Origin of the sequence: Mycobacterium sp. 1274761.0 (genome assembly GCF_001668615.1) — a bacterium.
In the GTDB taxonomy this organism is placed as follows: domain Bacteria; phylum Actinomycetota; class Actinomycetes; order Mycobacteriales; family Mycobacteriaceae; genus Mycobacterium.
Map to the genome: position 1 here is coordinate 24,209 of NZ_LZMC01000038.1, position 13,730 is coordinate 37,938.

Below are 13,730 nucleotides of genomic sequence, written 5' to 3' on the forward strand. Positions count from 1 at the left end.
ATATCAGCCATTTTCAGTATTCGTCGCTGTTCAGTCGGCTGCGTCGGGGAAGGCGTTGGCCACCTTCCCGCTGCGCAGGCTGCCATCGAGGTACGCGGCACGGCAGGCGCGGCGGCCGATCTTGCCGCTGGAGGTGCGCGGGATGGCGCCGGCCGGGGTCAGAAGCACGTCACGCACGGTCACGCCGTGCCGCACCGCGATCGCGGCGCGAATGGCGTCGGTCACCGGCGCCAAGTCCATCTTGTGCGAACCGGGTGCCCGCTCGCCGACGATGACGAGTTGTTCGGAGGTGTCGTCGGGGTCGCGCTTGAGACCCGCATGGGTGTTCTCGAACACCTCGTCGGGAAGCTGGTTGGCCGGCACCGAGAACGCCGCGACGAACCCTGTGCGCAAAGCCTTGGTCGCCTCCTGCGCCGAGTACTCGATGTCCTGCGGGTAGTGGTTGCGGCCGTCGATGATGATGAGGTCCTTGACGCGGCCGGTGATGTAGAGCTCGCCGTCGTGGTAGGCACCGTAATCGCCGGTGCGGACCCACGTCGCGTCGTCGGTCGCGCCCTCGGCGTGCGACGGGTTGGTGCGCGACTTCAGGATGTTCTGGAAGGTGGCAACGGTCTCCGCAGGCTTGCCCCAGTAGCCGGTGCCCATGTTCTGGCCGCTGATCCAGACCTCGCCGATCTGCCCGTCGGGCAGTTCGGTGGCGGTTTCGGCGTCGACGATCACGGCCCATTCGGCGATGCCGACCTTGCCCGCGCCGGCCTGGGCCACCGCGCTGGGCGAGTCCTCGGGCACCTCGACGAACGTGCCGGTGTTCAGCGCCTCGCGGTCGACGTGAACGATCTTCGGGTGGTCGCCCATCGGGGTCGTCGACACGAACAGGGTGGCTTCGGCCAGCCCGTAGGACGGTTTGATCGCCTGCGGCCGGAACCCGAACGGGCCGAACGCCTCGTTGAACCTCCGCACGGTGGCAGCCGAGATCGGCTCGCTGCCGTTGAGGATGCACTTCACGTTGCTGAGGTCGAGCTCGGGCTCGCCCTCTTTGGGCAGGCCGCGCAGGGCGGCGTGATCGAATGCGAAGTTCGGCGCGACCGAGATGACGCCGCCGGTGTCCTCGGGCGTGCGTGCCATCGCGCGGATCCAGCGGCCCGGCCGGCGGACGAACGCCGCGGGCGTCATGAACTCCACATAGTGGCCGATCATCGGCGAGATCATCGCGGTGATCAGGCCCATGTCGTGGAAGAACGGCAACCAGGACACCCCTCGGTCGCCCTCTTCGCCTTCGAGCGCCTCCATCACCTGGACCACGTTGGTGGCGAGGTTGAGGTGCGTGATCTGCACGCCGGTCGGGATGCGGGTGGAGCCGGAGGTGTACTGCAGATAGGCGATCGTGTCGGGTTCGACAGGCACGGGTTCCCAGGTGGCACCGACCTCGTCGGGGACGGCGTCGACGGCGATGACGCGCGGGCGTTCCTTGGCGGGCCTGCTGCGGAAGAACTTCCGGACGCCCTCGGCCGCCTCGGTGGTGGTGAGGATAGCCGACGGATGACAGTCGTCGATGACGGCGTGCAACCGGCCGACGTGGCCAGGCTCGCTCGGATCGAACAAGGGGACCGCTACCCGGCCGGAATACAGGGTGCCGAAGAACGCAACAAGGTACTCGAGGTTCTGCGGACAGAGGATGGCGACCCGATCCCCGGGTTCGGTCACCTGTTGTAGACGGGCGCCGACGGCGCGGTTGCGCTTGCCGAAGTCCGCCCAGTTCAGATCCCGTGCGACGCCGTCACGTTCGGTGGAGAAGTCCAGGAAGCGGTAGGCGAGCTTGTCTCCACGCACCTTCGTCCACCGTTCGACGTGAAGAACCAGGCTGCCGTTATCGGGAAACCTGATCTGTCCGTCCTTGAGGAACGGGTTGTGGAACCCCATCTCACTCTCCTGTCAAAGCACTCATCGCGACGCGGTCTCGCGTGCACCGTCCGGGCAGCCGCGGGCGTCGTGAGGGACTTCGTTGTCCAATTTGTCCCAGCGAAACCCAAACCTCCAAGATGTTACCGAGGCGTTGACTTTCGCTGTCGGGCCACGCTGTGACGAGCAGTTTTCATCCAGCCGTACGTGATTGGTCTTAGTTATTTCTTAATGTTATGCGAGGCGGTCCCGCAGGCCAAATCTATGCCGGTAACGCCTCAGCCATGTTTTGGATGCGGCGCGTTATCGACGACCTGGCCGGCCCAATCCAACGTCCACGTCGTGGCCGGTTGGCCGTCGAGGTTCCAGAACTGCGTGGTGTTGTACATGGCGTGCACGGGCTGGCCCGCCCCGCCGGCGAGCACCTCCAGTGTCTTGGGCAGGTTGGCGATCGAGAACGCCTCCTCGGGCGCCGAGCAGATCAGGTCACCCGTCGCGCAGATCTCGTTGACGCGTTCGTTGAGCACACCGAAGCCACCCGCCCGCGGACCCGTCATCGTCAGCCCCATCGACGACAGCATCGGCACCTCGTGCAGCGTGATCTCTGCACCCTGGCCGGGAGGATTGGGGCCGATGTCCTGACCGACGCCGGTCTGCCTGCGGCCGTCGGCTATCAACGTCACACCGAGCACGAGGTCGGCGTCGACCGGGCCGCGCCCGTTGCCGATGTCGCTGGCGATGTCGCCGGCGATGACGGCGCCCTGCGAGAAGCCGACGAGCACATAGCTGGTCAGCGGGCAGCGGTTGTTCATGTCGGTCATTGCCTGCACGGCGGTGCGGGTGCCTTCGGCCCGGCTGTCGTTGTAGTTCATCTGGCCGTCGGCGGACAACGGATTGTGGAACTGCGCGGTGTAGGGAACGGTGTACACCTCGACGCGGTCGTTGCCGAACTGTTGACGGATCGGGTTGGTCACGTTGAGCAGCAACGCGATCGGGAACTGTGTCGGGTTGAGCGGGTCGAGCGCCACCGACGACTCCCACGTGCCAGGGATAGACACCAACTGAACGTCGGGGCAGCTGGCGTCCTGGAACTCCGGACGCGGCTTGCCCGTCGTCGGCCCGCCCGTGGGTGGCACGCCGGTGGGTGGCACCGCATTCTCCGACTTCTCGGGCTGACGGATCATCACCCACACGACCACGACGACGAGCGCGACGACGAGCGCTATCGCCCCCGCAGCGATGAGCGCGAGGATCCGGTGGCGCTTGCGCCGACTATTGACTGGCATGGGTGTACTTCTGCTCCTTGCGGGCGGGGGTTGACGTGGGCTAGCAGAGACGCTCGGTGGCGATCTGAATGTAATCGGCGGTCAGCGCGTCGACCTGCGAGGGCGGCGGCGCGACGACGTTGAGCTGGTTGTCGTTGCGCAGATCGCTACGAACGAGCGGAGTCACGTAGTCGCGCACCGCCTGGTCGGATTGTTTGGCCGCGCGCGCCTGACAGACATACGAGCCGATGCTCAGCGCCAGCAGATCGGTCGACGGCCGCACCCCCGCGCCCCGCAGCGCATCGAGATAGGCACGCTGCTGCGGTGTCACGGTCAACGCGCCGGGCTGGCGGCCTGCGGCCTGCGGACCGACGAATTGCGGCGCTGCCCGCGTCGGCGTGGACGCCGGCGGCGGCACCGACATCGTCGGCAGCATGCCGTCCGCGGACGTGCATGCGGTGAGCACCGGCGCGACGAGTGATGTCGCTACGAATGTCGCCCCAAGGGCGCCGACCGACCACCTCGGCCAACGACGAACCCTGTGCAGCACTCCTCCAAGGTACCGGCGCTCGTCACCTGATCGTCGTGACGAGCTCGCCGGACATCGCGGCCAGTTGCGGGCCCCATGTTCCCCAGTCGTGCTGGCCGCTCGGCGGGAAGTCGAAGTGCCCGTTGTGGCCGCCGACGGTGCGGTAGTGCTGGTAGAAGCTGCGGTTGCTGCCCTGGGCCTGGTCGCAGTAGCCGATCATGGCCGCAGGGTCGCTGCACGTCAGCGTGGTCGGGCTGAACACCCACAGCCGGGTGTTGTTGTCGGCGAGCAACTGGATGTGGACGTCGGGGTCGTGCCACTTCCAGCGGCCGAGTTGTGGCAAACCCCACATGTTGCGGATGTCGACGCCGCCGAACCGGGCGAGCCCGTCGGTGATCGCACCGTTCATAGTGGTGGCTGACGGGGTGAGGAAACCCGACAGCGAGCCGGCGTAGCGGTATCGATCGGGGTGGAAAGCCGCAAGGGCCATCGCGGCGTAACCGCCCTGGGCGGGGCCGACGACGCCGTGCCCGTTGGGTGCAAGGCCCTTGTTGGCGGCCAGCCAGTCGGGCAACTCATCGGCCAGGAAGGTTTCCCACTGCTTGCTGCCGTCCTGTTCCCAGTTGGTGTACATGCTCCATGCGCCACCCGCGGGAGCGGCCACCGAAATGCCCTTGCCGGCCAAGGTGTTGAACGCGCCGGCACCCACCCAGTTGCTGACGTCCGGGGCGGCGTTGAAGGCGTCGAGTAGGACGACCGCGTGCGGGCCACCGCCTTGGAAGGCGACGGGGATGTCGCGTCCCATGGCCGCCGAGGGCACCATCAGCATCTCGATGCCGTCGGCCTTGGCGACCGGCGCCGTAGCCGACCACAGGCCGGCCGCGAGCACCACGGCGAAGACCGCTCGAATCAGTCCACTCAGCGCCTTCGTTTTCTGCATCTACCCACCCTCACCAGTTGGCTGTCCCCGCGCATTGCAGTGAACCACATCGCGATGCTGCTCGGAAACCGGCTGACGGCGGTGACCCGTGGGGATCACCGCCGTCAGACGCATAGCTATCGAGTGCTTAGCCGCCTGTGGTGGCAGAAGCCGTCTGGGTCGACGCCGACGCGGCAGTCGCGATCGGAGTCGACGGCTGCGGAGTCGCACCGAGCACCCGCTGGATGTCCGGCTTCATCTGCTGCAGCTGTGCTCCCCAGTAGCCCCAGTCGTGGGTGCCGTTCGACGGGAAGTTGAAGACACCGTTCTTGCCGCCGGCGGCGATGTACTGCTCCTGGAACGTCTTGTTCGTGCGGAGGGTGAAGCCCTCCAGGAACTTGGCGTTGAAGTTATCGCCGATGACGCCCTGCCCGTTGCCGATGTCGGCGGGCTTGCCGTTACCACAGAACACCCAGACGCGGGTGCCGTTGGCGACCAGCTTGGAGATGTTGACCATCGGGTCGTTGCGCTTCCACGCCGGATCGCTCGAGTCGCCCCACATGTCCTTAGACTTGTAGCCACCAGCGTCGCCCATCGACACGCCGACCAGCATCGGCCACCAGCCCTCGGAGAGGTTCAGGAAGCCCGACAGCGATGCGGCGTACTGGAACTGCTGCGGGTAGTAGATCGCCAGCGTCATCGCGGCCGAACCGGCCATCGACAGACCCACCGCGGCGTTGCGGTTCGGGTTCACGCCCTTGTTGGCGGCGAGGTAAGCGGGCAGCTCCTGGGTCAGGAACGTCTCCCACTTGTAGGTCTGGCAACCCGCCTTGCCGCAGGCCGGGGCGTACCAGTCGCTGTAGAAGCTGGACTGTCCACCGACCGGCATGATCGTGGCGAGACCGGAGTCGACGTACCACTCGAACGCCGCGGTGTTGATGTCCCAACCGTTGAAGTCATCCTGCGCGCGAAGACCGTCGAGCAGATACACACCTGGCGCGTTGGGACCGCCGTTTTGGAACTGGACCTTGATGTCGCGTCCCATCCCCGCTGATGGAACCATCAGATATTCGACCGGCAGACCCGGCCGTGAGAAAGCCCCTGCAGTCGCCGAGCCTCCGACGGCGCCCACCAGGCCGGGCAGCACGGCGGCTGCGAGTGCCGCGACCGTGAGCCGGCGCGGCAAGGCTTTCGCCGCGCCACGGATTTTGCCAACGAACTTCATGCTTCATCTATCCCATCTGTCGTATGCCGCGCCCGAGATCTCAAGACCCATTCGGCTCGGACGCCCGTGTAGTCAACCACACCTTGCTGTGATATCTCTCCTCAGCCGCTGTCGCCGCTGGTCGCCGCCCTTCGCTGTTGAGGGCTCTGACCTGCTCGGATGGTGACGGCCGTTTCGCTTATCGTCCCTTTGGAGTGACTCGTTACGGACCGCTGGCGGGCAGCCCGGTGTAGGCGGGCACCGACGGAGGCGGAATCGGCAGCCCGCACCGGATGAGGTCATACATCGGCACACGGTCGATGCGGTACTTCGTGAACTGGTACGCGTGCACCAGATTCGACAGGAATCGCCGCGGGCTCATCGGGCCGCGGATCGACGTCAGCATGGCTTCGGTGCGCGGACACTTCAGCGCCGCTTCCGCCTGGGCGATCCAGTCCCGGTCCAGGTACGTCGGAATCCAGGGCGGCTTCTTCAGGAAGGGACCTTCGGCCACCGCCCAGTCCGGAAACAGGTTCTTGTCGTGCCCGATTCGGCCGTCCTCCAGCCGCGCGGTATGTGCGGCAAGGGGATTGGCCAGGCCGATCTGATCGATCACGCGAATGTCGAGGCCGACGTTCATGCCGACCATGCCGAGGTTGGTGAAAAACACTGTGTGCGGGCCGATGTAGGCGGCGCGCTCCTGCGGCGTCATGCCCGGCGGTGGCGGTATCGCCGGGACGACATCCCACACGTCGTAGTTACCTGAGGGCAGCAGCAGCGCGCCGTCGGGAGTGTTCTCGAGCGCGACCAGTACCGCCCGCATCCGCGGGTAGTCCAGATAGTCGGCGGCGGTCAACGGGTGGGCGTGGCCGGTGGCCTGCGAGTAGAAGCGCCGCTCGTCGACGATGCCCGTGTAGGTCACCCGGGTGGCGTCGGGTCCCATGCCCGGTGAATTGGCCGTCCACAGCGACCAGCCCACCACGGCCAGCCACAACACCGAGGTGATGCCTGCGAGCTGGTAACCGACTCCGCGGCTGAACTTTTCACCGTCGGGCAGCAGCACCGGTATCACCGCTACCGGAGTCAGCAGGAGGAACATCGGCGTCAGCAGCACTCTGCCGTGCATGAAGTCGCCGCCCTGCCGGATCCAGTAGAGGGCCTGCAGAACGCCGCTGAACACGAACAACACCACGACCGCCGGCGGACTGGCCACGATGCGCGCGATCCTGCCGTATCCGTACGGCACCTCGCGCCGGATCCACCAGGGCCGGCTCCGGGTGGTCACCAGGACCAACGCGAGCGCGATCAGCAGAAGGGCCGGGATCCACAGTAGGTAGGGATCGTCGAAGTTGGTGAGATAGATCCAGCCCTGGGCCCACTTGTCGCCCGAGGCGTCCTTCGCCAAAGCCGTTTGGGGAACCAGCAATCCGTAGTAGCCCATGCGGAAGATCTGGTAGGCGACGGGAAGCAGGCCGCCCGCGACGATGATCAGCACCCGGCGCCGCCAACCCCTTGCCGCGATGAGCATCATGATCAGCGCGAGGCCGCCGACCAACGCCAGTTCGGGTCGCACCAGCACCGACAGCCCCGCCACCATCGCGAGCGCGCCATCGAACCGGTTGCTGACCGCATTGGGCTGTGCCGGGTCATGCGGTGCGCGCAACGCCTGCGACCAGCAGACCATCATCCACCACAGCAGGCCGAGATAGGCCAGCACCAAACCGTTTTCGAGTCCCGAGGTGGCGAAGTCGCGTGCCGGCGGCACCGCCATGTAGACCAGCACGCCCGCAGGCAGCAGCAGGGCGCGACGGCCCTGCAGGCTCGGTGCGTAGAGCCGGCCCGCGCCGAGCATCGCGAACACGACACCGGCGACGCTGAGCACCAGGGCCAGCCATAGGGCGATGTATTCCAGCTGCGTGGGGCCGCCGATCAAGGCGCCAACATAGTTGAGGTAGGTCCACAGCGCCGAGGTGTTGGACTCCACCCGCTCGCCCGCGTTGAACACCGGGCCGTTGCCCGCCAGCAGGTTTCGCACTGTGCGCAGCACGATCAACCCGTCGTCGGCGATCCAGCGACGCTGCCACGCTCCCCAGGCGAACAGGGCAGCGGCCACGATCACGCTGAGCGTCAGGCTGATCCTGGCCGAGCGCTCAACCGAGGAGAACTGCGGCACCAATGGTTCCGATCCACGCAACGGCCAGCAGCTGAAGCACCCGGTCCTTCAGTGCGATCTCCTCCGGTTCCCCCGCCAGTCCCCCGTCGACGTCAACGGCGTAGCGCAGGATCGCGATTGTGAACGGGATCATCGTGATCGCATACCACGAGGCGTTCGCGCCGTCGCGTTCGAAGGCCCACAACCCGTAGCAGACCACCATCGCGGTGGCCGACAGCGTCCAGACAAACCGGAGGTAGGTCGACGTATAGCTCTCGAGCGACTTGCGGATCTTGGCGCCGGTCTTCTCGGCGAGCTGCAGTTCCGCGTAGCGCTTTCCTGCCACCATGAACAGCGAGCCGAAGGTCATGACGAGTAGAAACCATTGCGACAGCAGGATGCTCGCAGCGACACCACCGGCGATCGCCCTGATCAGGTACGCCGAGGACACGATGCAGATGTCAAGCACGGCTTGATGTTTGAGGCCGAAGCAGTACGCGAGCTGCATCGCGATGTAGACGCCGATCACCACGGCGAGGTTCGGCGTGGCCAGCAGCGACACCGCGAACGCCGCGGCGGCCAGCACCACCGCCGTGCAATAAGCCAGCCACGGCGGCACCACGCCCGCGGCGATGGGCCGGAACCGCTTGGTCGGGTGCGCGCGGTCGGCCTCGACGTCGCGCGCGTCGTTGACGAGGTAGATCGACGACGCGCCGAGGGAGAACGCCACGAACGCGATCGACACCTTGACCGCGACCTCACGCCAGTCGTAGGAGACGTCGCTGCCGAGTGCGGCAACGGGCGCGATGAGCACGAGCAGGTTCTTGACCCACTGGCGCGGCCGGGCAGCCTTGATCAGGCCGGTGACGACGTTGCGGGGTGGGCCCTTGACCGGTGCCGGTTCTTCACTCATCTTTGCCGCCCTGGATGCACTGCTGTCACTTGAAATGCTCATGAGGCTCCTCCGGCCCGGCGCGCGAAATAGCCGACCGTCTTAGCGACGGCCGCGCCGACCGCCACGCCGGTGATCACGTCGCTGGGATAGTGCACGCCGAGGACCAGACGCGACAACGCCATTGGCGGGACGAGCAGCGCCGGCAGCGGCAACCCCGTCGCCCGGGACAAGAGGATCGACGCCGCGGTGGTCGACGTGGCATGCGCGGACGGGAAGCTCAGCCGGCTCGGCGTGCCGACATTGACGGCGATGCTCGGGTGGTGCGGCCGTTCCCGTCGCACCACCCGTTTGATGATGACGGCCGCCGCATGCGCGGCGAACGCGCCGAACCCGGCGGCCAGCCACGCGAGCCGGTTGCGTGGCTGCAGCAGCGCGCCGACGGCCGCGACGGCTACCCAGCCGATGCTGTGCTCGCCGAAATGCGACAGCGCGCGGGCCCCGGCGAGCACGCCGGGGCGGTCGGCCAATGCCGATTGCACAGCCACCAACGCGGCCTCTTCGCCGCTGGGCCCCCACGCGGAGCGTAGAGGAGGACTCTCACCCATTGGCGGAGTCCGCCGAAATCCCCCGGTCGCTACGCTCCTGCCCCCGGGGATCGAACACAGCCTCCCACTGCTGCACACCCGACAGCATCGGCAGCGCATCGCGATAGGTCTTACGCAGCTCGTCGAAGCGGCGCAGCAGCTTGCGTTGACGGATCAGCGAGGCGCGCAGCAACGCGAACATCTTGGCGCGGTCGCGCTGGCGGTACACCACGCCGCGGCTGTCTGCGGTCGTGACGGTCACACCGTCGACGGTGCACAGCAGAAACCACCGTGAGTCCTGGGTCGGCACGTTCAGCTGCGGGCGCTCATGATGCGCGGGGTCGGCCTTCGACAGGTTGTGCAGCACTCCGCGGAGAAGGCGAATCGCCTTGCCGGGGGCGGTTTTCGGCTCTCCGACACGGCCGACCATCCCCGACGGTGGCGGCAGTTCGGTGGCCGACGGCAGGATCACCGCGTCGGGGTAATTCTTGCGCAGGCGGTGCACCTCCGGCAACGCCGACTCCAGAATGGAAAAGATGTGCTCGGGCCCGGCGAGGAAGTCGTCCATGGCCTTGTTCTGGATCGCGACCGTCGAATACTCAAGGCACAACAGGTGTTTCAGCGTCGCCTTCAAGTGGCTGCGGACCAACCCGCGCACGTCACCATCCCAGTGCAGCGCGGCGACCACCAACCTGTTGCGCAGGTGGAAGTAGGCCTGCCAATCGATCGCGTCGTCCTTGTCGCTCCACGCCATGTGCCAGATCGCGGTGCCCGGCATGGTGACGGTCGGATAGCCGTGCTCGGCGGCCCGCAGGCCGTAGTCGGCGTCGTCCCACTTGATGAACAGCGGCAGCGGCTGACCGAGCTCGTCGGCGATGGCGCGCGGGATCATGCACATCCACCAACCGTTGTAGTCGACGTCGATGCGGCGGTGCAGCAGCTTGCTGTCCGAATACCGGTCGTTCAACGGATTTCGCGCGAAGTCATGGTCGTACTTGGTGTGCGGCGCGTTGGTCCACATGAAGTCGTGCCTGCCGACCACCTCGCCCATCACGTGCAGGTGCGCCGGGTCCTGCAGGTTGAGCATCTGGCCACCGACCAGCATCGGTGTCTTGGCGAACCGGTTCATCGCCAGCGCCCGCAGGATCGAGTCGGGCTCGACGCGGATGTCGTCGTCCATGAACAGGATCTGTTGGCAATCGGTGTTTTTCAGTGCCTCGTACATCACGCGGCTGTAACCGCCCGAGCCGCCGAGGTTCGGCTGGTCGTGGATAGACAGCCGGCTGCCCAGCGGCGCGGCGGCGTCGGCGAACTCCGGATGATCGCGCAGTTTGCGCGTTCCCTGATCGGGCACGATCACCGCACCGATGACCTGGCCGACCAACGGGTCCGACGTCAGCGCGCGCAGCGTGTTCACGCAGTCGTCGGGCCGGTTGAAGGTCGGCATGCCCACCACGACGTTCGCGGTGCCTGGCGCGGGCACCGGCGCGTACCAGCCGGCGTTCGTCAGCGTGACCGCGCTGTCGGTGGTGATGTCGAACCAGATCCAGCCGCCGTCCTCGAACGGTTCCAGTCCGATCTCGAACTCGACCGGGCCTCGACTGTCCTCGTGGTGAAAGGGCTTGCCCTCGATGAAGATCCGGGCACCGGTGGCCTTGCTGCGGTACACGTCGACACGGCCGGTGCCGGCCAGTTCGGCGCGCAACACCACCGAGCCCAGCGTCGACCAGCGCCGCCAGTAGCTGGCGGGAAACGCGTTGAAGTAGGTCGCGAACGAGACCTCGGACTCCGCGCCGATCTGCAGGGTCGTCCTGGTTTCGGCGTGTGCGCGCCGCGCGTTGGTGGTCGACTCCTCGAGGTAGAGCTTGCGGACGTCGAGCGGTTCGCCGGGGCGCGGCAGGATGATGCGGGCAAGCAGACTGACCGCCGCTTGACTCATGCCTCGGCTCCGCTTTCGTGCAGCGGTTCACCGTCGCGCAGATGCGGGGCGAGGATGTTGTCGTACATGTTCAGCGCGCTGGCGATCGCCATGTGCATGTCGAGATACTGGTATGTCCCCAGGCGACCGCCGAACAACACTTTGGCGCTGGTGGTTTCGGCCTTGGCCCTGGCGCGGTAGGCCGCCAGCACGGCGCGGTCGCGCTCGGTGTTGATCGGGTAGTACGGCTCGTCGTCGTCGTTGGCGAAGCGGGAGTACTCCCGCATGATGACGGTCTTGTCGGTCGGGTACTCACGCTCGGGATGGAAGTGGCGAAACTCGTGGATGCGCGTGTAGGGCACGTCCTCGTCGTTGTAGTTCATCACCGGGGTGCCCTGGAAGTCACCGGTGGGCAACACGTCGAGTTCGAAATCCAGTGTGCGCCAGCCTAACCGGCCTTCGGCATAGTCGAAGTAGCGGTCCAGTGGCCCGGTATAAACGACTGGAGCCGACGGGGCCTCACGGCGCAGCTGGTCGCGCACGTCGAACCAGTCGGTGTCCAGCCGCACCTCGATACGGTCGTCGGCGGCCATGTTCTGCAGCCACACGGTGTAACCGTCGATCGGCAGACCCTCGTAGGTGTCGTTGAAGTAGCGGTTATCGAACGTGTAGCGCACAGGCAGCCGAGTGATGTTGCTGGCCGGCAGTTCCTTTGGATCGGTCTGCCACTGCTTGGCGGTGTAGTGCTTGACGAACGCCTCATAGAGCGGACGGCCGATCAGGCTGATCGCCTTCTCCTCGAGGTTCTTGGCATCGGCGGTCTCGATTTCGGCCGCCTGCTCCTTGATCAGCGCACGGGCCTCGTCGGGGGTGAAGTACCGACCGAAGAACTGCGACACCAGGCCCAGCCCCATCGGGAACTGGTAGGCCTGGCCGTTGTGCATCGCGAACACGCGGTGCTGATAGCCGGTGAACTCGGTGAACTGCCGGACGTAGTCCCACACCTTCTTATTGGAGGTGTGAAACAGGTGCGCGCCGTAGCGGTGCACCTCGATGCCGGTCTGAGGCTCCGGCTCGGAGTAAGCGTTGCCGCCGATGTGCGGGCGCCGTTCGAGCACCAGGACTCGCTTGTCCAGCTGGGTCGCCACGCGCTCGGCGATCGTCAGGCCGAAGAAGCCGGAACCGACGACGAAGAGGTCATAACGAGCGGTCATCGGCAGCCAGGGTATCCGACCAGCCGCGACCCACCCGAATCCAATAGGGACTCAATGTCGCGATTCGCTCACAATTACATCTCGTCACTCTAGTCACAACTGTCACGCCCGTACCATCGTTCACGTACCGCTCTACACGTAGTCCACATATTGAGGAGACTTCCCGTGCCAAACCGACGTCGACGCAGGCTCTCGACAGCCACGAGCGCAGTCGCCGCCCTGGCCGTCGTGAGTCCATTCGCCTATTCCGCCATCTCCGATATGAAGCCCGCGCCGCAGCCGCGCGAGTTCCAGTCTGCCGCCATGGTGACCGACTTGCCCAACGAGCTGATGTCCGCGCTGTCGCAGGGCCTGTCGCAGTTTGGCATCAACCTGCCGGCCATGCCGTCGGCACTCACCGGTTCCAATGCTGCGGCGCCGACGACGCTGACCGCCCCTGGCGGCCTCACGTCGCCCATGACCTCTCCTGGGCTGGGCACCGCCACACCTGGGCTGGGTGCGACATCGCCGCTGCCCGCGGCCACCACGCCCGCCCTCGGTGCGACCAATCCGGCACTCGCCGCCGCACCGGGACTCAATGACCCGACGCTGGCCAATCCAGCGTTGACCAGTCCTGCGCCGGCACCACCGGGGGGTCCGGCGGGGATGCCCGGGTTGGCCGCTGCGCCGGCCAATCCGGCATCCAATCCGGCCCTGAGCCCCGCGTTGAGTCCGACCGGGGCGCTTCCCGGCGGTTTGACGACGCCTCCGGTCACCGGAGTCGATCCAGCGCTGGCGGCCACGACGCCGCTCTCGAACGCGGCGGGCCTGCCCAACCCGGGTGAGGTGCCGATCTCGGCGCCGATCGGCCTGGACCCCGCCGGCACCAGTCTCGGCGGCACCAGTCTCGGCGGCACCAGTCTCGGCGTCGATCCCGGTCTGGGACTGGGCGCCGCGCCTGCGGCCATCGGCGGCGGCAGCGGCGGTCTACTCAGCGATCTCAGCAGCGCCGCTCAACAGCTGGGCGCCGGCCAGGCGATCGACCTGCTCAAGGGCGTGGTGATGCCGATGATCACCTCGGCCATGAAGGCGCCTGCCGCGGCCGTGCCCGCACCGCCGCCCCCGGCCGGCTAGACCTGTCCCCCTAGAACGGCGCCGCAGAGCCCGCCACT

The 13,730-nt window shown here is 66.7% G+C and carries 11 protein-coding genes; 1 reads left to right on the forward strand and 10 read right to left on the reverse strand.

The features are described 5' to 3' along the window. Positions 1-30 precede the first annotated feature (30 nt). The 10 genes from fadD32 to glf all read right to left on the reverse strand — a co-directional run bounded on the left by fadD32 (position 31) and on the right by glf (position 12,579). Positions 31-1,920: a long-chain-fatty-acid--AMP ligase FadD32 gene (gene fadD32 / locus A5651_RS06055; protein ID WP_066976760.1), complete on the reverse strand. Its 1,890-nt coding sequence runs from the start codon at positions 1,918-1,920 to the stop codon at positions 31-33. A gap of 257 nt (positions 1,921-2,177) precedes the next feature. Further along, positions 2,178-3,185, reverse strand: coding sequence for a cutinase family protein (locus A5651_RS06060; protein WP_066976763.1), 1,008 nt, complete (start codon positions 3,183-3,185; stop codon positions 2,178-2,180). 40 nt (positions 3,186-3,225) lie between these two features. Then, positions 3,226-3,714, reverse strand: coding sequence for a hypothetical protein (locus tag A5651_RS06065; protein WP_066976766.1), 489 nt, complete (start codon positions 3,712-3,714; stop codon positions 3,226-3,228). A gap of 22 nt (positions 3,715-3,736) precedes the next feature. Then, positions 3,737-4,633 carry an alpha/beta hydrolase-fold protein gene (locus tag A5651_RS06070; protein WP_231988581.1) on the reverse strand — a complete coding sequence of 299 codons (897 nt, stop codon included), beginning with the start codon at positions 4,631-4,633 and terminating at the stop codon, positions 3,737-3,739. Positions 4,634-4,760: 127 nt separating this feature from the next. Continuing rightward, on the reverse strand, positions 4,761-5,837 hold the full coding sequence (locus tag A5651_RS06075) for an esterase family protein (RefSeq protein WP_066976769.1): 1,077 nt from the start codon (positions 5,835-5,837) through the stop codon (positions 4,761-4,763). Positions 5,838-6,039: 202 nt separating this feature from the next. Beyond that, complete coding sequence (gene zomB / locus A5651_RS06080) at positions 6,040-7,989, reverse strand: flagellar motor control protein ZomB (protein ID WP_066976771.1); 1,950 nt, start codon at positions 7,987-7,989, stop codon at positions 6,040-6,042. Then, entirely contained in the window at positions 7,967-8,881 is a 915-nt protein-coding gene (locus tag A5651_RS06085; RefSeq protein ID WP_066976773.1) for a decaprenyl-phosphate phosphoribosyltransferase, read from the reverse strand. Before A5651_RS06085 ends, zomB begins: the two co-directional genes overlap by 23 nt. Before the next feature lie 38 nt (positions 8,882-8,919). Continuing rightward, positions 8,920-9,468, reverse strand: a complete 549-nt coding sequence (locus tag A5651_RS06090) for a phosphatase PAP2 family protein (RefSeq protein WP_066976775.1) — start codon at positions 9,466-9,468, stop codon at positions 8,920-8,922. Next, the gene (locus A5651_RS06095) at positions 9,461-11,386 is read right to left on the reverse strand and encodes a glycosyltransferase (protein ID WP_082943612.1); all 1,926 of its coding nucleotides are present in this window, start codon (positions 11,384-11,386) and stop codon (positions 9,461-9,463) included. The genes A5651_RS06090 and A5651_RS06095 overlap by 8 nt, the downstream gene beginning before the upstream one ends. Further along, entirely contained in the window at positions 11,383-12,579 is a 1,197-nt protein-coding gene (glf, locus tag A5651_RS06100) for a UDP-galactopyranose mutase (RefSeq protein WP_066976777.1), read from the reverse strand. Before glf ends, A5651_RS06095 begins: the two co-directional genes overlap by 4 nt. Before the next feature lie 165 nt (positions 12,580-12,744). On the opposite strand from glf, the gene A5651_RS06105 reads away from it, so the two are divergent. Then, on the forward strand, positions 12,745-13,692 hold the full coding sequence (locus A5651_RS06105; protein WP_066976779.1) for a hypothetical protein: 948 nt from the start codon (positions 12,745-12,747) through the stop codon (positions 13,690-13,692). The last annotated feature ends 38 nt before the right edge of the window (positions 13,693-13,730 follow it).